Genomic DNA, 22119 nt, shown 5'->3' with positions numbered 1-22119 from the left:
GACCAACCGGATAAGGCAGGTTGTTAGGATGAAGGCAGTAATCTTGGCCGGTGGCCTGGGGACGCGGATCAGCGAAGAGTCCCATCTCAGGCCTAAACCGATGATCGAGATCGGTGGCAAGCCGATCATCTGGCACATCATGAAGATCTACTCCCACTACGGGATCAACGACTTCGTGATCTGTCTGGGTTACAAGGGCTATGTGATCAAGGAGTACTTCGCCAACTACTTCCTGCACATGTCGGACGTAACCTTCGATATGGCCGAAAATCGCATGCATATTCATCAACGCCATGCCGAGCCTTGGCGCGTGACTCTGGTCGACACCGGTGAGGCCACGGGCACTGGTGGTCGTCTCAAGCGCGTTCGCGAGTATCTGGGCGATGAAGCCTTCTGCTTCACCTACGGCGACGGTGTGTCCGATATCGACATTCCTGCCCTGATTGCCTTTCACAAACAGCACGGCAAACTCGCCACGGTGACGGCGGTGCAGCCGCCCGGCCGCTACGGTGCTCTGGATGTGCAAGGGCAGCAGGTGAGCGGCTTTCAGGAAAAGCCTCTGGGCGATGGTGGCTGGATCAACGGCGGCTTCTTCGTCCTCGAACCTGCCGTGATCGACTACATCGAAGACGACGCCACCACCTGGGAGCTGGAGCCGATGCGCACCCTCGCCAGTGAGGGTCAGCTGATGAGCCACCTGCATCGCGGCTTCTGGCAACCCATGGACACCCTGCGTGATCGTGTGCTGCTTGAAGAGCGCTGGAAAAGTGGCGAGGCGGAGTGGCAACTGTGGCGTTGAGCCCGGACTTCTGGCGCGGACGCAAGGTGCTGCTGACTGGCCACACCGGCTTCAAGGGTGGCTGGCTGGCCCTGTGGCTGCGCCAGCTGGGTGCCGATCTGCGTGGCTATGCATTACCGGCTGCGACCACCCCGGCGCTGTGGGATGTCGCTCAACTTGAACGGCAGATCGCCGGCGATCTAGCCGACATCCGCGATGCAACGGCGCTGACCGTTGCCCTGCGAAACTTCGAGCCGGAGGTCGTGCTGCATCTTGCCGCCCAGCCGCTGGTGCGCGAATCGTATCGGGAGCCGGCGCAAACCTATGCCACCAACGTGATGGGCACGGTCAACCTGCTGGAAGCGGTACGCGCCACACCGTCGGTACGCGCCGTGCTGGTGGTGACTACCGACAAGTGCTACGAAAATCACGAATGGGTCTGGCCTTACCGGGAGCAGGATGTACTGGGCGGGTTCGACCCTTACAGCAACAGCAAGGCCTGCGTCGAACTGCTGTGTGCGAGTTACCGGGACTCCTTCCTGCGTGCATCCGGCGTGGCATTGGCGACCGCGCGTGCCGGCAACGTACTGGGTGGTGGTGACTGGTCGTCCGAGCGTCTGATACCGGACATTTTCCGCGCCTGGCAGGAAGGTCGCGAGGTGATCCTGCGTTATCCCCAGGCGACGCGTCCCTGGCAGCATGTGCTCGATCCGCTGATGGGCTATCTGCAACTTGCGCAAGGTCTGCTGAGTGATCCGCAGGCTCACGCCAGCGCCTGGAACTTCGGTCCGGACAGTGCAGGGCTGGCTACCGTTGGCGAAGTCGTCCGTCGCCTCGCTGAGCGCTGGCCGGGCGAGGCACGCTGGTCGGCGTCCGCGGATTCCCAACCGCATGAAGCCGGCTTGCTGGCGCTGGACTCTAGCAAGGCGCGGCAACTGCTGGGCTGGTCGCCGCGCTGGTCGCTGGACGACACCCTGCAGCACACCCTGGACTGGCAGCTGGCCTGGCAGAATGGCCGCGACATGAACATCGTTACACGCGAACAGATCGCGGTTCATCAAGGCGAAACCGAATGAGTGACAGCACTGCGCAGCAGTTGCGCCAACAGATTGCCGAGCTGGTCGGGCGTTACGCCGAACTGCAAATGGCGCCCAAGCCATTTGTTGCGGGGGCGAGTGCGGTCCCGCCGTCCGGCAAGGTGATTGGCGCCGGTGAGCTGCAGTCAATGACCGAGGCCGTTCTGGATGGCTGGCTGACCACCGGACGATTCAACGAGGCGTTTGAAAAACGCCTGGCCAAGTACCTAGGTCGCCGTTGCGTGCTCACCACCAACTCGGGCTCTTCGGCCAACCTGCTGGCCTTCTCCGCATTGACCTCGCCGCGTCTTGGCGAGCGGGCGATCAAGCCCGGTGATGAAGTGATCGGCGTAGCTGCCGGCTTTCCCACCACGGTCAACCCGATCCTACAGTTCGGCGCAGTGCCGGTCTTCGTCGACGTCGAATTGGCGACCTACAACATCGACCCAGCCAAGATCGAAGCGGCTATCGGGCCGAAGACCAAGGCGATCATGCTGGCCCATACTCTGGGTAACCCGTTTGACCTCGGCGTGGTCCGAGCGCTGTGCGACAAGTACGGCCTGTGGCTGATCGAGGATTGCTGCGACGCGCTGGGTTCGACCTACGAAGGGCAGATGGTCGGCACCTTTGGTGATATCGGTACGCTGAGTTTCTACCCGGCGCATCACATCACCATGGGGGAGGGTGGCGCCGTGTTCACCAACAGCCCGACGCTGAAGCGTATCGTCGAATCGTTTCGCGACTGGGGCCGCGACTGCTACTGCGCGCCCGGTGAGGACAACACCTGCGGCAAGCGCTTCTGCTGGCAGCTGGGCGATCTGCCGGAAGGCTACGATCACAAGTACACCTACTCCCATCTAGGCTACAACCTCAAGATCACTGATATGCAGGCTGCCTGCGCCTTGGCGCAGATGGATCGCCTTGAGGGGTTCGTGGCCGCGCGCAAACAGAATTTTGCCTGGCTCAGCGAGCGGCTGGCCGGTTGCGCTGAGCAGCTGATCCTGCCGCTTGCCACGCCTGGCAGTGACCCGTCCTGGTTCGGATTTCCGTTGACTCTGCGTGACGGGTGCGGTGTCGAACGGGTCAAGCTGCTGCGCTACTTGGATGAGCAACAGGTTGGAACGCGCCTGTTGTTCGCCGGCAATCTGACCCGTCAGCCGTATATGCACGGTCTTGAGTACCGCGTGTCAGGCGAGTTGACGGCGACAGACAAGGTGATGCGAGATACCTTCTGGATAGGCTTGTGGCCCGGGCTCGGCGAAAAACATTTGGAGTGCGCTGCACACAGTATTGAAGCGTATCTTCGGAGGGTGCGCTGATGCGTGCCTACGTTCTTTGTGGTGGTCTCGGGACCCGTCTGCGTAGCGTGACCGACTCGCAGAAAGCGCTGGTTCAGGTGCACGGTGAGCCCTTTCTGGCCCGGGTGCTTCGTCAGCTCAAACAGGCCGGCATCGCTGATGTCGTGCTCTGCGCCTATTACCGCGCCGAGCAACTTGCCGAGCAACTTACCGCGTTGTCACGTGACTGCGGTCTACCGCTGGATATGGTGGTGGACCCTGAGCTGCTGGGTACGGGTGGCGCGCTACTCAATGCGTTGCATGAACGGCCTCCGCAGGGCCGCTATCTCGTATTGAATGCCGATACCTTCCTCGACGCGGATGCCTACCGTATGGCTGCGGCCTCCGAAGGTAATGCACTGGTGGCAGTGCGTATTGCTGACCGTAGTCGGTATGGCAGTCTGGAGGTTGGTGAGCAGAGTATTTTGATTGCTCTGCGAGAAAAGGGACTCGAAGGCGAAGGGTTGATCAATGCCGGTGTCTACGCTTTTGTCAGTACGGCGTTTGAGGTTATTGCTCCTACCCCGTGCTCCCTTGAACGCGATCTGATACCTGAGTTGCTTGAACGCCAGCCAGTGGTGGTTATCGACTACGCCGGACGCTTTATCGACATCGGTACACCGGAATCCCTTGCTCGGTATGTCAACGACTTTCAAGCGGACCAATTGCGATGAGCCTGCTCGTTCAGACCCTCAGCATCAACGAGCGCCAAAGTATCCTCGACGCAGTCAAGTGCATCGAGTCGGGCAACTTGCAGATAGCCTTCGTTACTACCGACGACATGCTTCTGCTTGGCGTTGTAACCAATGGCGATGTGCGCCGCTATCTATTGCAGGGCGGACAGACCGACCTGCCTGTCACGGCCTGTATGAACCGGCAGTTCCGGGCCGCCCATAGCGGAGCGACGCGCGAGGAACTGCTGAAAATCTTCGATTTGGGTTACACCGCCATTCCCGGCCTGGATGCTGACGGACGTCTAGTGGAGGTTTACACCCGGCAAATGGCCGCGAGTGCAGAAGCACCGGTGTTGGCGCGTGCGCGAGCGCCGGTACGGATGAGTTTTTGCGGTGGTGGCGCTGATCTAACCTATTTCTTCATCGACCATCCTGCGGCTGTACTTAGTTGCACGGTAGGCTTATATGCCCATGCCACCTTGATACCGCGGGGGGACAGGCAGATCCGTATTTTTTCCGAAGATCTGGGGCGTGAGGAGCATTACGGTTCTCTGCCGGCACTACTCGCGGCGAACGAGAAGAGTCTGCTGGCGACCATCGTTGCGGTGATCAAGCCAAAGTACGGCTTTGATCTTTACTTGCGCTCGGACTTTCCAGTTGGCTCCGGACTGGGTGGCTCCTCTGCCGCCACGATTGCCAGCATCGCCGCGTTTAACGAGCTGCGCCAGGATCGCTGGAGCACCTATGAAATTGCCGAACTGGCTTTTCAGGCTGAGCGTCTTTGTTTTGGTATCGCTGGTGGCTGGCAGGATCAATACGCTTCGGCTTTCGGTGGTTTCAACCTCATCGAGTTTGAAAATCAGCGCAATCTCGTGCATCCAATCCGTCTTGAGGAGGCCATCCGCAATGAGCTGGAGTCCTGCCTGGTATTGTGCGACACGGGTATTTCTCATGACTCGGGCCGGCTGCACGAGTTACAGCGCGAGGAGATAGAGGCCGAGTCATCCCAGAATGAGCTGCTCAGTGCCAGCGTGGCGTTATGTCGACGCATGCACCGTTACCTGGTGCGTGGCGAGTTGCGAGACTTTGGCCTGTGCCTGGATGAGGCCTGGCAACTGAAGAAGCAGTTTTCTTCAGCCATTAGCCACGGTCGGCTAGATACCATTTATGAGGCTGCTATCAAAGCAGGCGCACTCGGCGGGAAGCTGTTGGGCGCTGGTGGTGGTGGTTTCTTCCTGTTCTATGTTCAACCGCAAGACAGGCAACGTGTTGTGCATGCGGTTCGTGCCCAGGGCTGCCAGGCCCAGAACTTCCGTTTCGAGTCCAGCGGTGTGACCTCATGGCGAACCAAAATCTGATGCCCCCGTTTTTTATCAATGGTATGCCGCTTGGCGGCGAGCGAGTCTTTGTCATTGCCGAAGTGGGTAATAACCACAATGGCTCCCTGGCGCTAGCCAAGCAGCTAGTGGATGCGGCGATTGGCTGCGGTGCCGACTGCGTAAAATTTCAACTGCGTAACCGTGAAGCGCTATACCGGCGCAAGGCCGATGGTTCGCGTGCTGAAGACCTTGGCGTTGAGTACATCCAGGACCTGCTAGACAAGGTAGAGCTGAGCCTCGATGAACACCGCCAACTTCGCGCGTATTGTGCTGAGAAAGGTATTACCTACCTGTGCACGCCGTGGGATGAGCCCAGCGTGGATGTCTTGGCGGAACTCGACGTAGCGGCGTTGAAGATTGCATCGGCGGACCTATGCAACCCTTACCTGATTGCCAAAGCTGCCAGTCTCGGCAAGCCGATGATTCTATCCACGGGGATGTCCTTCGAGCACGAGATCATCGCGGCCATCAAGCAGCTCAATGCTTTGGGTATCCCCTTTGCGTTGTTGCACTGCAATAGCGCCTATCCGGCTCCGGAAAGCGATATCCAGCTTGGGTATCTGGGCCGTTTAAAGGAGCTTCATGGTCTTATCGGTTATTCCGGGCACGAGCGCGGTGCTGCCGTCACTCTCGGTGCGGTGGCCCTAGGCGCCAAGCTGGTAGAGCGGCACATAACGCTGGATCGCAATATGGAAGGGCCTGATCACTTGGCCAGCCTGGAGCCGGAAGAGTTTCGTCAGTTGGTTGACGGCATCCGTCAGCTAGAGCTGGCGCTGCCCTGGCAGGGGCCGGGCCGCCATGCCAGTCAGGGTGAGCTGCTCAATCGCGAGAATCTCGGCAAAAGCGTCATCGCCGCTTGCAACATCCCTCGAGGAACCATCCTCGACCAAGCCATGCTGCGTGTCGCCAGCCCAGGCCAAGGCCTGCCGCCGTATCGTCTGCCCGAGCTGCTGGGGAAGCCTGCAACGCGAAACATCGCCCAGGGCGACTTCCTGTTCGACAGTGACCTAGATAGCCTGCAGGCCGAAGAATCCCTGGCTTTCGAGCTGCCTATCCGTTGGGGCGTGCCTGTGCGCTACCATGACTTTCTCGATTACCGCCGGCGCATTAACCCAGATCTTTTCGAATTTCATCTGTCATACCGCGACCTGAGTTTGCAACCGCAATCCTTCCTTGCTGAGGTGGCTTGTTCCCGGCTGGTGGTACACGCCCCGGAGCTTTTCGAGAACAGCGAGTTACTGGACCTGGCATCGGATGACCCGGTGTATCGCCAGCGCTCAATCGACAACCTGCAAAGAGTTGTCGACGCGACGCTGCAAATTGCTGAGTTTTTCCCACAGGCCGGTGACAGACTGATCGTTGGCAATATTGGCGGTTTCTCCGCCGATCAGCCGCGCCCACTGGCAATGCGAACCGAGTTGTACGAGCGCTTCCACGAAGCCTGCTCGCGCATCGATTTTGCCGGTACCGAGCTGATTCCACAGAATATGGCGCCTTTCCCCTGGCACTTCGGCGGCCAGCGTCATCAGAATATTTTCATGATGCCAGAGGAACTGGCGGCCCAAGCTCGCGAGCATGACCTGCGTTTGTGCTTGGATCTGTCGCACTTGCAGATGACCTGCTTCCACTTCGGCCTCGATTTCCAAACGGCATTGGAGTTGCTTCTGCCGTACTCGGCGCATCTGCATGTGGCCGATGCCAAAGGGATCAACGGCGAGGGTGTGCTAATGGGCACGGGTGACGTGGATTGGCCCGCTACCTGGGGGCAGGTAAGGCGATACCCGCAGGTGAGCATTATTCCCGAGGTATGGCAGGGCCATAAGGACCATGGGGCGGGGTTTTGGTCGGCGTTGCGATTCTTGCAGCGGTTGGGCGGGGACCATGCTCCCATTGGCGCAGGTGAAGGCTTCAGCTCATGAAGGTGGCTGAGATAAGGCGTCATCGTAGTATCTGTCTCATGGGGCTGGGAAATGTGTTTCTGGACCATCAGGACTATCTCGGTGAAGCCTTTTCCATTCTCTTTGTTACCGACAATGATCAGACCGCAGCACAACGACATCTTGGATATGACTACATCCCGCCCGAGCGTCTTGACACACTTGATGACCCGTTCGTGATCGTGACGACGTCAAGAGTGAACTATGCGCACATCAGCCAGCAGCTGGCTGTCAGTGGTATTCCTCATTGTCTATTTGCTGATATCGAGGGCGTCGACGAAGTCAATTATCCGGTGGTGGATCTAGCCTCGCTGGAAGGGGCGTACGCGGATCACTTAGGGAATACCATCGAGTGGCACGGTAGTGCTGCGCCCGATACCCGTATCTATTTCGGGCGATCTGGAAAAAGTGGCCAACCCCCAGTTAAAGCGCGAAATAATCGTCTAGTTATTGGTGAGAATGCTCATCTGGCGGGTCGTTGCCGCATCGCTTTCACGGGCTCTGGATCGTTGGTCGAGATAGGGCGTGATAATTGGATTGGGGGTGACATGGAACTCGCGATCAATTCAGAAAGCTATTTCACAACCGGCGAGCGGTGCACATTCGAAAGTATTAATGCAGCCACTCATGAAGGCGGTATTAGCATCGGTAACGATTGCATGATCTCTGTTCGAGTGAACATGCAACAGTTCGATTCACATCCAATATTCGACGTCAGCTCTGGGGCGCGTATCAACGCGAGTAAAAGTATCACTGTCGGAAACCATGTGTGGGTAGGCTTCGAGGCGTTTCTTCTTGGTGGCTGCACGATTGGAAATGACTGCATCGTTGGGGCGAGGGCGGTGACCTCTGGAAGCTTCTCGGATGGAGTGATTCTCGCCGGAAGTCCAGCCAGGGTTGTGCGAGAAGGTATTACCTGGCGCAAGGACGACCTCTCTCGTTCTGCGCACCTCTCTCATGTGTCGGATTGCAAACTTTACTAAGCCTGCTTGTTTATCGGAGTTCAAATGCGCGTCGCGGATTACATAATGGAGCGTCTGGCCCAGCTCGGTGTTCACCAGGTTTATTTCTTGCCGGGCGGCGGTGCGATGCATCTAAACGATGCGCTGGGCCGGAACCCCAATCTGGAGCCCATCCTCTGCCTGCACGAACAGGCTGCCGCCATCGCTGCCGAGGCCGCCGGCAAGTTGTCTGGAGGGGCGAGCGCGTGCATGACGACGTGTGGTCCAGGTGCCACCAACACCGTAACCGCCGTGCTTGGCGCGTGGCTTGACTCGACGCCGGTTTTCTTCATCTCGGGGCAGGTCAAGAGCGCTGATCTGAAGGCAGGTACGAACCTGCGCATGCTGGGTATGCAGGAGGCCGATATCGTTTCCATCGTGGCACCGATCACCAAGCGCGCCGTGACGCTGACTGACCCGGAAGCTGTTGCCGAGGTGTTCGATGAATTGGAACATGCGGCGTTGAGTGGTAGACGTGGTCCTGTTTGGCTGGACGTGCCGCTGGATATACAGGCCGTACAGATAGACCCAGCGCGACTGCGCCGTGCCCGGCTTGCAGCCCCTTCCGCGACGATCGAGTTCGCCGAACCTGTAGCGCGGACCTTGGCGCTTCTGAAATCAGCGAAACGTCCAGGCATCATCGCGGGAAATGGTATCCGCATGGCGGGTGCGGTAGAGGCTTTCCGGGAACTGGCTGAGCGCGCTGGTGTGCCGGTCATGCCTACTTGGCTGGCAATGGACTTGATCGAGGATGATCATCCCCTGTACGGCGGCAGGCCTGGTGGCATTGCTCCTCGCTGGGCCAATTTTACGCTGCAAAACTGCGACCTCTTGATTGTCCTGGGTTCGCGTCTGGACATGGCGTTAACTGCCTATAACCACGCCCATTTTGCCCCCTATGCGAAGAAAGTGGTGGTAGACATCGATCCGGCAGAAATCGCCAAGCTGCAGATGCCGGTAGAGGTGTCGGTAGTCGCCGACGTGAAACCCTTCATTGAGGCGCTGGATAAGGCAATTGCCGCCGACCCGCTACCGGACTTTTCCGCGTGGCGAGCTCAGATTGCTGTTTGGCGCGAACGTTATCCATTAGTACTCCCGGAGCATGCTGACGACAGTCAGGGCGTAAGCATGTATCACTTCACCGATCGCCTTTCCGAGTTACTACAGGAGGGCGATGTCATTGCCCCGGGAAGTTCGGGATTCGCCGCAGAGCTGTTTTTGCTCAACCTTCGAATCAAGAAGGGTCAGCGTTGTTTCCACAATCGTGGAACGGGCTCGATGGGGTTCGGGATACCTTCGGCTGTTGGTGCCTGTCTCGCCTCCGGGCGCAGGCAGACACTGTGCGTTGAGGGCGATGGCGGCTTGCAGATGAACATCCAGGAACTCTCGACACTCGCGGCGCTCAAGCTTCCGGTCAAATGTTTTGTCATCAACAATCAAGGCTACGCCTCCATACGGGTTTCGCAGAACGCCCATTTCAAATTGCTGGTGGGCGCCGACGCCAGCAGCGGCCTGCGCCTGCCCGATCTACAGCCACTATGTGCTGCCTATGGCGTCGGGTATGCCCGCATAGAGACGCACCAAGGCCTGGATGAGCGCCTGCTCGAAGTGCTGGGACGAGAGGGGCCGGTGATATGTGAGGTCATGGTTCAGGTCGAAGAACCGCGGATCCCGCGCGTGATGACTCGCATCAACGAGCAAGGCAAGCCGGAGTCCGGGGCTTTGGAGGATCTGTATCCCTTCCTGACGAGGGAAGAGATGGCGGAACACTGGCCGCTGCCTTTGTGACGGGATAGCGATGACCCCATTCATTCTTCGTGAGGTTGACCGGCCATGAATGTTCTTGATTCGTTCAAGTTGGATGGACGAGTGGCGTTGGTCACTGGCGCATCCCGAGGCATTGGGTGTGCCATTGCCCGCGGTCTAAGCGAGGCGGGGGCCTGCGTCTATGGGATAGGCCGGTCAAGCGATACGGAAGCAGGAGAGGGGATATTCCAGTATCGCCAGAGCGATGTTCTGGATAAGGACAGTGTCTCTCGCTTGCTGGCCGAGTTGGTCGAGCGCCATGGTCGATTCGACGTTCTGGTCAATGCAGCGGGCATCACCATGCCTGATCAGATGGAGGCGGACCCGCTAACGACATTCCAGCGCACGCTTGATTTGAATTTGGTGGCGGCCTTCGCGTGCAGCTACCTGGCGTTGCCTCACATGCTGTCCGGTGGTTATGGCTCGATCATCAATGTCACCAGTATCGGTTCTGCCCTGGGGTTTCCTGGTAACCCGGGTTATGTCGCCTCGAAGGGGGGACTCGCCGCGATGACTCGCGCGCTTGCCAGAGACTACGGTGGTCAGGGCATCAGGGTGAACAACATCGTTCCGGGCTATGTACATACCGCGATGACGCATACGAGCTATTCGGACCCTGCACTGCATGCGGCGCGGGCCGAGCGCACGATGTTGGGCCGCTGGGGCTCGGTTGCGGAGTTGTCCGGGGCGGCGGTTTTTCTGGCTTCACCGGCAAGCAGCTATGTCACCGGAGCGGATCTGGTGGTGGACGGCGGCTGGTCGGCCAAGGGGTTGTGATGGATATCGGGTTCATGCAAGGCCGCCTGTGTGATCGGGTGGACGGAAAAATCCAGGCTTTCCCGTGGCCCAACTGGGAAAAGGAGTTTCCCGTGGCCCAGCAACTGGGCATTTCATTGATGGAGTGGACGCTGGATCAAGAGCGCCTGCATGAAAACCCGTTGATGAGCGTGCCTGGCCGCCAGCGCATTCGTGAGCTGTCGATGCAGTATGGTGTTCGGATACTTTCCCTTACGGGGGATTGCTTCATGCAAGCACCATTTTTCAAAGCTTCGGGCACGGAGCGAGATGGGCTGCTGCTTGATCTGCGCGCAATTGTGGATTCAGCAGCCGATCTGGGCATTCGCTATGTGTTAATTCCTCTAGTGGACAACGGTTCGCTGACCTCACCGAGTGAGGAGCGCGCCTTGCTCGAGGGACTGCTTCCCTTGCATGGCGTGCTGACCGCCGCGAAGTTGAAAATTGTATTCGAGTCGGATTTCGCGCCTGAACGCTTGGCCCGCTTTATCGAGCGTTTTCCGGGCGATGCTTTTGGCCTCAACTACGATATTGGCAACAGCGCCGCGCTTGGATACTCGGCGTCGGAAGAGATCAGCTGTTATGGTCATCGCATCGACAATGTGCATGTGAAGGATCGTGTTCTGGGCGGCACTACCGTACCGCTGGGCAGCGGCAATGCAAATTTCCCCGAGGTTTTCCGCGCCCTCCATTCCGCCGGGTATACGGGTAACTTCATTCTGCAGACGGCACGTGCCGACGACGATCATGCCGGCGCGATTGATCGCTATCGCGCGATGACGTCTGCCTGGTGGCACAACAATGAATCTTAATCTGAACGGTAAGGTAGCGCTCGTTACTGGCTCGTCCGCGGGCATTGGTTTCGAGATTGCGCAGCAGCTTGCTCTTGAAGGATGCCAGGTTGTGCTCAATGGTCGTAACCCTGAGCGCTTGAGGGTTGCACAAGAGCAAATCATGGGTGCCAGCAGCGTGCTTGCGGATGTTCGCGACCCTGAAGCTTGTCAGTCGCTGGTACAGCGCGTTATCGAACAGCACGGTCGTCTTGACGTGCTGGTGTGTAATGTAGGTAGTGGTGCCTCCGTGCCACCGGGCAAGGAAACCCCCACCGAATGGCACCGGGTTCTGGAACTCAATCTCCACTCCACGACACAGACTGTATGGGCTGCTAGCGATGCGCTGGTGGCAAGTCGAGGGAACGTCATCTGCATCTCGTCGATCTGCGGCATCGAGGCGTTAGGATGTCCCGTGGCATATGCTGCTGCCAAGGCCGCCGTAGAGAGCTACGTACGTAACTCAGCGCGCTCATTTGGCAAGCATGGCGTACGCATCAATAGCATCGCGCCAGGGAACATATTGTTTGAGGGCTCCGTATGGGAGCGCAAGCTCAAAGAGGACCGCGGTGCTGTGGAGTCGATGTTGCAGCGCGATGTCGCTCTGGCTCGTCTGGGTAGCCCGCAGGATGTGGCAAGGCTCGCTGCCTACCTGGCATCCCCGCTGGGCGGATTCATCACTGGCGCTACTTATGTGGTTGATGGAGGTCAGCTGAGATCATGACGAAAACTGAGTCTAACCTGGCAAGGATGTTTGACTTACACGGTCGGGTTGCCATGATCACAGGAGGTGGTGGTCTGCTCGGCTACCAGCATGCGGTAACGATTGCCGAGCTGGGTGGTCAGCCTGTGCTGCTTGATATCAATGCTGAGGGCTTGGCGAACAACGCTGCCCGGCTGGCCGAGGAAACAGGCTGCGAAGCATTGATACTGCAGGCTGATATTACCGATCTGGATGCTGTGGTTTCGGCAGCCGAGCAAGTCATGGCTCGGCATCAGCGAGTGGATATTTTGATCAATAACGCCGCGCGCAATCCCAAAGTGGAGAGTACCGGCGGTTGTGATTTCTCCCGCCTTGAAAATTTCCCTTGGGAGCAGTGGCGCCTCGACTTGGACGTCGGCCTTGGCGGCGCCTTCAACTGCGCCAAGGTGTTCGGTGCACAGATGGCTCGCCAAAAGGCAGGCGTGATTGTCAACATCGCGTCAGATCTGGGCGTCATCGCGCCAGACCAGCGCCTCTACCGTGTCGACGGACGTGAGGCTGAGCAGCAGCCGGTAAAGCCGGTGACCTACTCGGTGGTCAAGCATGGGCTGATCGGGCTGACCAAGTATCTAGCCACCTATTGGTGTGAGCAGGGCGTGCGCTGCAATGCGCTGTCTCCCGGCGGGGTCTATGCGGGACAAAATGACGTGTTCGTCAGCAAATTGACCCAACTGATTCCACTCGGGAGGATGGCGGCGAGCGACGAATATAGAGGCGCAGTGGCATTTCTTTGCTCCGATGCGTCCAGCTACATGAACGGGTCCAACTTGATCGTCGATGGTGGGCGCAGTGTGTGGTGAGGGGGCCTCCTCCTCGCGACGTTAAGTGCGTTATCGACTCTGATTGCCAGCGCTTCATGTGCGTGCGGCAGGCGACCTGGAGTCAAACTCTAAAAAATGGCATGGCCGGACAGTTTCTCGTCTAGGCAAAAAAATGCCAGCGTGTACCTCGGTATGAGTGAAGCAAACGCAATGACATTTCCTCTCACGGTCGCTCTGTTGACCTACAACCGCTCTCACTACCTCCGGGAGTCGTTGTCCGCAATTCTTTCGCAGAGCTATCGCGACTTTGAATTGCTGGTGCTGGATAACGGCAGCACCGACGACACGCCACAGACTGTCCTGGGATTCAATGACGCGCGCATTCGCTACGTTAGAAACGCTCCCGGTGGTTCTCCTAACTTCAATGCCCTGTCTGCTATCTGGATTGCGCGTGGTAATCGACTTTTAATCACCCACGACGATGACATCATGGAGCCCGACATGCTCGAGCGACAGATGGCATTAATCGCTGCCCGTCCAGAACTGACCGCTGTATGGACCAACAAAAGCATCATCGACGAAAACGGCGTAGTGGTGCAGCCGTGGTTCACGCCTCCCGGTGACAACCGGATTTTTGAACAGGGCGAGTTCATTGCCAGAGCTTCTGAAGAAAACCTCTGGCACCCGCCGAGCAGCCTGATCTTCAATCCACGGCTGTTGGCATCGGCCAGCTTCCTGCGTGAAAGTTACAATCAAGGTGCGCTTGTATTGCACCAGCGTAAATCGACTGAAGGCAGCAGCGACCTTATCGCGCCCGCGCTGATGAATCTCAAGGGGCCTGTTGCGTTTCTCAATGCACCGCTCTTGCGGTACCGCCAGCACGCGGCGCAGGAAACCCACCACGTCCACCTTGCGCACGCGGCCCTGTACAGTTTTCAGGCGCTGCGAAGCCTCGTTCGCAGGACATCCTATCGAGGCGAATACGAGCCGATGTTCGATGCGCAGATTGCCAGGTTTGAAGCACAGGACCTAGTCATCCATGCTGAGAAGCCAGTGCTTGATCGGGTCATGCTAAAGCGGCTGATCAGTCTGCTGCACAGGGGCTCTGCCAAAATTACTGCCAATCCGCGAGCGGGGCAGCCTCTGTTGCCTCTTATTGTTTTGCTGATGCAGGTTGGGGGCGGGGAGGCTGCCTGCCGGGTGTTGAACGCGATCGAAGCGCCCACCGCGCACGCCCCTCGATCCATGCGCGGGCTTTATCACTGGGCTGAGTGCCGGCGTGCAGGTAGAAATATCTTTTCCGGGCTTGCGCCACAAACGAACGTCGTCATTCTCGGAAGCGTGCTCGTGTCCGCACTGCTGGTGAACGAGGCTCGCGAAGCGGGTGCCAATGTCGTGTGCTGTCTGGACTCCAACATCACCCGTCAGGGGCGCACATGGCTCGGCGTGCCGATAATGCCCCCTTCCTGGCTAGTTTCTCGCGATATACCGGTCGACATGATTGTGCTGAGTGCGGAACGCGACCATGAAGAGGAGCTGGAAGAGTTAATCCGGCGCCACGACGCAGTGACACCCATCGTGATATGGAAAGCACTCGTCGAAACAGCGAGTCTTTCTCACATTTCCATGCGCGGCGAATCAGCCAAATAAAAGAGCGTTAAATCCGATGAGTACCCCTACACAGAGCGGCGCTATCTACCTAGAAGAAGGCAAGACCTTTGCCTTTCAGCTCACGTCCGAGTGCTCGTTTCCGGTTCGGTGGTCGCGCGCTCCTTTGCGAGAAGCCCAGGATGCAGTGCTGATAGATCGGCCCGAAAGGCTGGATGTGTTGCGCCGCCTTGACGACTACCCGCATGTGCGCGGGCTGCTCGAGGCGGGCAGCCTTGATTACGCCAGACAGCGCAAGCTTCAGGTGCGACAGTGGCTGAGCGAAGGCATTCAGGTGTTTGGTGCATACAAGGTTGGCTTGAAGCTGGCGCGACTGGCGCTCGCATCCGGGATCGCCGTCGAGGGGTTTCTGGATAATGACCGCGCCAAGCAAGGCAGTGTCAATGAAGGCATACCGATTCGCCATCCTGCCGATACGGCATTGGAAAATGCGGTAGTGCTTATCGCCAGCGGTCGTCATGGCAATGCCATTCACGAGCAACTAAGCCAGATACCGGGCATCCGTCTGGTCAACATGAGCGAGTTTCTCTACGCGTTGAATGCGCGGCATGCCGCGAGCGATTTTGCTGACTATGTCGAAACGCCCACCCTCGAGTCCTTTCGTTTCATTTCCGCCTTCCTGCGTATGGATGATGAGCGCTCACGTCAGGTATTCGACAAGCTGATAGGTATGCGTACACAGCTGTCCATCGCCTTGGCAGATCAGGCCAAGTCTCCTTATGACGAAGAGTACTTCGATACCGAGTTCGTGCAGCCAGTGCATGCTGCACACTTCGTCGATGCAGGTGCTGCCGCGGGTGACACCTTGCGTCGACTGGAATTCCGGTTCGGTCCAGTCAAGCAGGCGTGGTTGTTCGAGCCGGAATTGCCGGCCTACTACGAAGCGCTTAGACACTTCGCATCCCGTGCCGAAGTCTGGCTGTTCAACATGGGGTTGGATGCGGCGCCCAGCCGTGCAACCTATCAGCCAGCCCTGAGCTATGACATCGCCAACGAGATGGAGAGCACCGTTCCTGCTGATATCACCTCCTACATTCAGGGAGTGCCTCTGGATGCCGTCGTAGCGGGCAAGGTTGGGCTGTTCAAGCTGGACATCGAGGGAATGGAGGCGTCTGCGATACGTGGTGCCCGCGCCATGATTGCCCGTGACAAGCCGGTCATCGCCGTTTGTGCCTATCACCGCGCGGATGATTACTGGAAGTTGATCGACGAGGTGTTATCCATTCGCCCGGACTACCGCGTCGGCATACGCCTGTATGCCGACATTCTTGAAGACATCACGCTGTACTTTTATTGAGCATATGCATGGCAGCTGCCTTCCCATCGCCGACGTCCGATCTCATTGCCTCTGCTTTTCGCAGCATTCCAGTGGTGGGCGCGATTGCCTCGGCTATGCGTGGCAAGCATCTCTTGTTGACCGGTGGCACCGGTTTTTTTGGACATTGGATACTTGCACTGCTGTATGAGTTGAACGAGCAGGGCGCTTATGTCGAAGTTACCGTGGTTTCGCGCCAGCCTGAGCGTTTCCTGGATAGGTATCCGGTATACCGCAGCTGTACCTGGTTACATTGGCTACCCAGCGATGTTCGCGAACTGTATGAGCTGCCCGGCAGCACCTTCGATCTTGTTGTGCATGCGGCGACGGACACTTCGGCCGCAGCGAATGACCGTCCGCTCGAGCTGTTCGACACCATTGTCGCTGGCGCCCGCAGAGTGCTGGATCTAGCCGTGCGTAGCGGTGTGCAGCGCATTCTTTTTACGGGCTCCGGTGCGCAGTACGGCAGTTTGCCTGGCAATTTGCCTGTTTCCGAAGCGGCGTCGCATGCCTGCACCAGCGCCTCAATCGGCAGTGTCTATGGCGAAGGCAAGCGCGTGCAGGAAACACTCGCAACGATTTACGCGCAGCAGTTCGGTATCGAAACCGTATTGACACGCTGCTTTGCCTTTGCCGGGCCAGGGTTGCCGCTAGGGGCTCATTTTGCCATCGGCAATTTTGTCCGCGATGCCTTGTACGCGGATGCGATTGTGCTGAATTCTTCCGGAGAAGCCGTGCGCAGCTATTTGCACGGTGCTGATCTGGCGGTCTGGTTGCTGTTTCTCTTGACCTTCGGTAAGGCGGGTGAGGCCTACAACGTCGGGTCGGATGAGGCGATCAGCATTGCAGATTTGGCTACTCGTGTCGGCAACCGCCTGGCACCGCACAAGCCGGTGCGCATACTGGGTAAGACGGGCGGCATACGCTCGTACTATGTGCCTGATATCGGCAAGGCGCGCTTACTGGGGTTAGATGTTTGGACGACGCTGGATACAGCTATCGACAGCATGGGCCAATGGGCGAAGCATGAAGGAACTTGATGTGGCGGGCGGTCAGCACACGACAATGCACGAATCAGGAGTGGTGGCATGACAGATTGGACTTCGATTGCGGGCGGGCGCTGCCAGGGGCAGCCATGGCGTGTGGGCATTGTGGGCTTCAGCCTGGAGAAGCAGCAGGTGTTTCTGCTCGAAGATGCGGACTGGTCCGATCTGGTCAGTAAGCTGCCGCTCGAACCTCTGTCGCTGTATGGCAAGGGTAACGGCTTACTGTTCGACCGTCTCATTGATGCGGACAACACCGAGCTCGATGCCGTGTTGCTTATCGTGCATACATGGCAAGGTCAGCCGTTGTTTCGACCCGTCGCCGAATTGCGTCAGTACCTGCTGATGGGCAGCGCCGCCGAGCGTACATCCGTCGCGGATGAGCGTGTGTTTGCGAAGCTATTGGTCACCGCTGAGCTGCCACCGTTCGACGAGCGACTGGTCTATGTCAGTGATCCGGTCGACTTTCGCTTGAAAACAGAGTTGTTGCCGCAGGCCGGCGCAGATCATATGGAGAGCTACCCCAACTCCACTGATTTCTGGATCCACTGGGTGACGACCGCCGTCGCCGCGGACGCTGTTGCGGTGCGTGGCACTGCGCCGCTATTGAGCGTAATTATTCCGGCCTACAACTATGGGCGCTATCTCGCGCAGTGTGTCCAGTCCGTGCTGGATCAGGGTTTCACCGATATAGAGATCCTGGTTCTGGACAATGCGTCCACGGATGAAACCCCTGACGTCATGGCAGCATTTCGTGGTGAGCCACGCATACGCTACATGCGTAACCGCTACAACTACGGCGCAGGCCACAACTGGATAAACGGGTTGCGCATTTCCACGGGGCGCTATTTCACGTTCCTGTCTGCCGACGACTATTTCAATCCAGGCCATCTGTCGCGCCTGCTGCCCGTTATGGAGAACCACCCTCACGTGGCTGTCGGCTATACATCCATTCGCTGGGTTGACGAGCAGGACCGGGCTTTGAAGCAGCCTCGCCACCGGGGATACCGCAATGCCGACTATGTGGGTGGACGCAATGAGGTTGCGGACCTGCTGGTCAATGATTGTTATATGACGCCTTCTGCGGTTATCCATCGTAGTGAGGCCTTTCGCAAGACCTGGCATGCGATGAGGACCAATGGAGCTGGTGACTGGGACATGGTCGTACAGATGGCCGAGCAATATCCCGACTTCGCCTATGTCGATACGCCGGGGGTCAGCTATCGGTGGCATGGCAAACAAGACTCCACTCGCTTCTATGCCTCCACCGCGCCGCTGGAGGATCACCTCACTATTGTGGAAGGTGTTCTTGAGCGTGATGCACAGCAGCTTCGAGGCAGGGAGCGAGAAGTAGCAGCTCATGTAGAGCGCCGCCTAGCCCTGTTTCCAGATGAGCTCGGCTCTCCGCTGGGCAGGCGGGCCAAGAGCTTGATCGAGCGACTCGACGCGCTCGCCGAGCTTAATGAAGCCCCGCTGTTTTCCATCGTTGTCATCACCTACAACCGGCCGCAGCTGCTGAAAGACGCGCTGAACAGTATTGATAGCCAGAGCCTGAGAGACTTCGATGTGGTCCTGGTCAATGACTGTGGCGAGCCGGTCGAGGCGCTGCTCGGTGATTACCCGTTTCCCATCATGTATCTGCGTCAGGGTTACAACCAAGGCCCTGCTGCCGCACGCAATGCCGCACATCGCCTGGCTCGTGGTCGCTATCTGGTCTACCTCGATGACGACGACCTGTTTCTGCCGGAGCACCTGCAAACGCTGGCCGATGCGCTCGATGAGCACCCAGGCGAGGTCGTTTACAGCGACGCGTTGATCGTCGTGGAAAAGATCACGGATGAAAGCCGTACGGTCATCAGCGAAGAGCGGCGTTACCCGCACGATCTGTATTCCTACGAGCGCCTTCTGGTCGATAACTACATCCCGATCAACACGTTCGCTTGGCCTCGCGCGCTGGTGGCGGAGATAGGCGGGTTCGACGAGCGTCTGTCAGGCCTTGAAGACTGGGACTTCCTGCTGCGCCTGGCCGCCAGGTCGATGTTTCACCATGTACGGCACGAAACCGTGCAGGTCCGCATGCGTGTCGACAACGATGAGCGGCGTTCGCAGGTAGCGTTCAAGAACTACCCGACGCTGTATCGCGACATCTACTCTCGTCACCCGAATGGCGATGTTCAGGGGGCGCGCGCCGCCAAGCTCAAACAGATGGGGGGGACGTTCACACCTGCTACGAAGAGCGTGGTTGACGACTGGATCGCGGCGCGCACGTTCATCCCGGCGCAGAAGCAGCTGGTTGAGGCGTACCTACAGCAGCGCGAGTATGGGCCATCGTTTACCGTCGTCGTTCTGGATCTGCACGGAGAGAGAGACAAGCTCTCGAGGACGCTCCAGTCGCTCCGCCGCCTTGAAGGTATCGCCGAGCGTGTCGAGCCAGTGGTGTTGACCAGCACAAGCTCGGCCATCGAGGGCATTTCGGACCAGGCCGTCGTTGTAACCGCTGACGACTGGATCGCCTCTCTCAATCAGGTGCTGCGAGATAGCCGCTCTGACTGGTTGACCATAGCTCAGGCTGGCGACGAGTTCACCGCCAATGGCTTGATGATGGTCAGCCTAAAATTGATGGACATCGACAATTGCCGTGCAGCCTACTGCGATGAAGTCTATCGCCAGGCGGATGGGCGCGTAGGTGTCGCTCTGCGTCCGGCATTCAATCTGGATTACATGTTGAGCTTCCCCGCCGGAATGGCCCGCCATTGGCTGTTCCGTCGGGAAGTGCTGGTTGAGGCGGGTGGGTTCGACGTTGATTTCAAGGAAGCGCTCGAGTTCGAAGCGATTCTGCGCTTGATCAACATCGACGGGCTGGCTGGATTGACCCACATTGCCGAGCCTTCGCTGATTACCGATGCACCCTCATTGGCCGATGTCGAGGATGAGCGGCGGGCGATTATCAAGCATCTGCAGGGGCGTGGCTATGAGCAGGCTCAGGTCGCATCGGCCAAACCTGGGCGTTATCAGGTTAATTATGGCCATCCGGAGCAGCCCTTTGTTTCCGTGCTGATCAGGGCAGGCGATCAACTGGCCCATCTGCAGCGCTGTGTTGAGAGCCTGCTGGAGACGACGCAGTACCCGCATTACGAGCTGCTGTTGATTGAAAGCGACCCTTCTGCGAGCGATGTCCACGAGTGGTTGAAGGCGCTCGAGGGCATGGGCGAAGCACGCATGAGGACCATCTGGCCTGGTTCTGCACACGCGGGGCAGGCGACAGCGTTCAATCTGGCTGCGCCTCAGGCGCTAGGAGACTACCTGCTGTTGCTGTCACCCCATACGGCCATCATTAATGCCGATTGGTTGGACGAACTGGTGAATCATGCGCAGCGTCCGGAAGTCGGCAGCGTCAGCGGCAAATTGCTGACCGCTGACGGCAAGGTGCAGCACGCGGGACTGACGTTGGGGCTCAAGGGGCCAGTTGGACGTCATTTCCTGGGTGAGTCTCTGGACGCGCCGGGCTACATGCAGCGCTTACAGGTCGACCAGAATTACTCGGCGCTTGGCGGCGAGTGCCTGATGGTACGTAAGGAGCTGTTCCTTGAGGCTGGCGGTCTGGACACCGAGCCGTTGCTGGCGCGCTGGGCTGATGCCGATTTCTGCCTGAAACTCCAGCAGGCCGGCTATCTGAATGTCTGGACCCCGCGCGTGCAACTCCTGGTTGAGTCGCCACGTACGCTGCCCGCGAGCCATGAGCAGGAAGATGCTATGTACGCCCGCTGGTTACCGGTGCTTGCTCATGACTCTGCCTATAACCCGGGACTTTCTTTACAGGCGGAACAAGGCTTCAAGCTGGCCGACGCCCAGTTGGCGTGGCGTCCGTTGCAAGCCTGGCGTCCGATCCCGACGGTCATGGCGCATCCTGCCGACCTGTATGGTTGCGGTAACTATCGAGTTATCCAGCCATTCGCGGCGATGAAGCAGGAGGGGCTGGTCGATGGCGCGCTATCGGTTGGTTTGTTGCATGTGACCGATCTGGAACGTTATGACCCCGATGTGATTCTGCTGCAGCGGCAGATCGGCGGCGCGCGGCTCGAAGCCATGCGCAGGATGAAGGCATTCTCGAGAGCCTTCACGGTATATGAACTCGACGACTATCTGCCTAACCTGCCAGTTAAAAACGTCCACCGTCAGCACATGCCCAAGGACATTCTTAAGTCCCTGCGCCACGGCCTTGGCCTGGTAGATCGCTTCGTGGTTTCGACTCAACCGCTTGCCGAGGCGTTTGCCGGCCTGCACGACGACATTCGGGTGGTCGAAAACCGCCTACCTGTTCAATGGTGGGGGGGCTTGCAAGGCAAGCGTCGCACCTCGAAGCGCCCCCGCGTTGGCTGGGCTGGCGGCTCGAGCCACACCGGCGACCTGGAAATGATTGCTGACGTGGTCAAAGAGTTGGCGGGTGAAGTGGACTGGGTCTTCTTTGGAATGTGCCCGGAAAAGCTGCGGCCCTACATGAAAGAAGTGCACAAGGGCGTAGACATCAACCTGTACCCGCAAGCGCTGGCGAACCTCAATCTCGATCTGGCCTTGGCACCGGTGGAGCAGAATCTGTTCAACGAGTGCAAAAGCAACCTGCGTTTGCTGGAGTACGGCGCCTGCGGCTTCCCGGTGATCTGTAGCGACATACTGTGCTACCAGGGTGACTTGCCGGTTACCCGAGTGAAAAACCGTTTCCGCGACTGGGTCGAAGCCATCCGCATGCACTTGTCCGATCTTGATTCGACTGCCGCTGCGGGCGATGCACTGCGAGATGTTGTACTGCGTGACTGGATGCTGGAGGGTGACAACCTCAAGGCATGGCGCGATATCTGGCTGCCTGATTCGCGCTAAGCCAGGATTCATGAGTGGGGCCGTGGGGACGAACGGGCTTAAATACCCTGACCGCCCCCTCAAGTTTGTGTGGTGACTGTC

The 22119-nt window shown here is 58.4% G+C and carries 16 protein-coding genes; all 16 read left to right on the top strand.

Features of this window, described 5'->3' with window-relative positions; all coding sequences use genetic code 11:
• Positions 1-28 precede the first annotated feature (28 nt).
• Positions 29-799, top strand: a complete 771-nt coding sequence (gene rfbF / locus IB229_RS15445) for a glucose-1-phosphate cytidylyltransferase (protein ID WP_192330522.1) — start codon at positions 29-31, stop codon at positions 797-799.
• Positions 790-1854, top strand: coding sequence for a CDP-glucose 4,6-dehydratase (gene rfbG / locus IB229_RS15440; RefSeq protein ID WP_192330520.1), 1065 nt, complete (start codon positions 790-792; stop codon positions 1852-1854). Before rfbF ends, rfbG begins: the two co-directional genes overlap by 10 nt.
• A complete protein-coding gene (rfbH, locus tag IB229_RS15435) occupies positions 1851-3173 on the top strand; it encodes a lipopolysaccharide biosynthesis protein RfbH (RefSeq protein ID WP_192330518.1) in 1323 nt (440 codons plus the stop codon). Before rfbG ends, rfbH begins: the two co-directional genes overlap by 4 nt.
• Entirely contained in the window at positions 3173-3865 is a 693-nt protein-coding gene (locus tag IB229_RS15430) for a sugar phosphate nucleotidyltransferase (RefSeq protein WP_192330516.1), read from the top strand. Before rfbH ends, IB229_RS15430 begins: the two co-directional genes overlap by 1 nt.
• Entirely contained in the window at positions 3862-5223 is a 1362-nt protein-coding gene (locus IB229_RS15425; protein WP_192330514.1) for a sugar kinase, read from the top strand. The genes IB229_RS15430 and IB229_RS15425 overlap by 4 nt, the downstream gene beginning before the upstream one ends.
• Positions 5205-7163, top strand: coding sequence for an N-acetylneuraminate synthase family protein (locus IB229_RS15420; protein WP_225579156.1), 1959 nt, complete (start codon positions 5205-5207; stop codon positions 7161-7163). The genes IB229_RS15425 and IB229_RS15420 overlap by 19 nt, the downstream gene beginning before the upstream one ends.
• Entirely contained in the window at positions 7160-8164 is a 1005-nt protein-coding gene (locus IB229_RS15415) for an acyltransferase (protein ID WP_192330512.1), read from the top strand. The genes IB229_RS15420 and IB229_RS15415 overlap by 4 nt, the downstream gene beginning before the upstream one ends.
• A gap of 24 nt (positions 8165-8188) precedes the next feature.
• On the top strand, positions 8189-9970 hold the full coding sequence (locus IB229_RS15410; RefSeq protein ID WP_192330510.1) for a thiamine pyrophosphate-binding protein: 1782 nt from the start codon (positions 8189-8191) through the stop codon (positions 9968-9970).
• Positions 9971-10015: 45 nt separating this feature from the next.
• Positions 10016-10765: an SDR family oxidoreductase gene (locus IB229_RS15405; protein WP_192330508.1), complete on the top strand. Its 750-nt coding sequence runs from the start codon at positions 10016-10018 to the stop codon at positions 10763-10765.
• Positions 10765-11595, top strand: coding sequence for a sugar phosphate isomerase/epimerase family protein (locus tag IB229_RS15400; RefSeq protein ID WP_225579155.1), 831 nt, complete (start codon positions 10765-10767; stop codon positions 11593-11595). The genes IB229_RS15405 and IB229_RS15400 overlap by 1 nt, the downstream gene beginning before the upstream one ends.
• The gene (locus IB229_RS15395) at positions 11585-12337 is read left to right on the top strand and encodes an SDR family NAD(P)-dependent oxidoreductase (RefSeq protein ID WP_192330506.1); all 753 of its coding nucleotides are present in this window, start codon (positions 11585-11587) and stop codon (positions 12335-12337) included. Before IB229_RS15400 ends, IB229_RS15395 begins: the two co-directional genes overlap by 11 nt.
• Positions 12338-12390: 53 nt before the next feature.
• Positions 12391-13176, top strand: coding sequence for an SDR family oxidoreductase (locus IB229_RS15390; RefSeq protein ID WP_263864167.1), 786 nt, complete (start codon positions 12391-12393; stop codon positions 13174-13176).
• Between the two features lie 153 nt (positions 13177-13329).
• Positions 13330-14787: a glycosyltransferase gene (locus IB229_RS15385; RefSeq protein ID WP_192330504.1), complete on the top strand. Its 1458-nt coding sequence runs from the start codon at positions 13330-13332 to the stop codon at positions 14785-14787.
• Between the two features lie 16 nt (positions 14788-14803).
• The gene (locus IB229_RS15380) at positions 14804-16102 is read left to right on the top strand and encodes an FkbM family methyltransferase (RefSeq protein WP_192330502.1); all 1299 of its coding nucleotides are present in this window, start codon (positions 14804-14806) and stop codon (positions 16100-16102) included.
• 8 nt (positions 16103-16110) lie between these two features.
• A complete protein-coding gene (locus IB229_RS15375; RefSeq protein WP_225579154.1) occupies positions 16111-17160 on the top strand; it encodes an NAD-dependent epimerase/dehydratase family protein in 1050 nt (349 codons plus the stop codon).
• Between the two features lie 48 nt (positions 17161-17208).
• Entirely contained in the window at positions 17209-22038 is a 4830-nt protein-coding gene (locus tag IB229_RS15370; RefSeq protein ID WP_192330500.1) for a glycosyltransferase, read from the top strand.
• Positions 22039-22119 lie beyond the last annotated feature (81 nt).

The organism is Pseudomonas sp. PDM14 (genome assembly GCF_014851905.1).
GTDB lineage: Bacteria > Pseudomonadota > Gammaproteobacteria > Pseudomonadales > Pseudomonadaceae > Aquipseudomonas.
The sequence above is the reverse complement of the archived record's forward strand: the minus strand, read 5'-3'. Positions and strand labels throughout refer to the sequence as shown.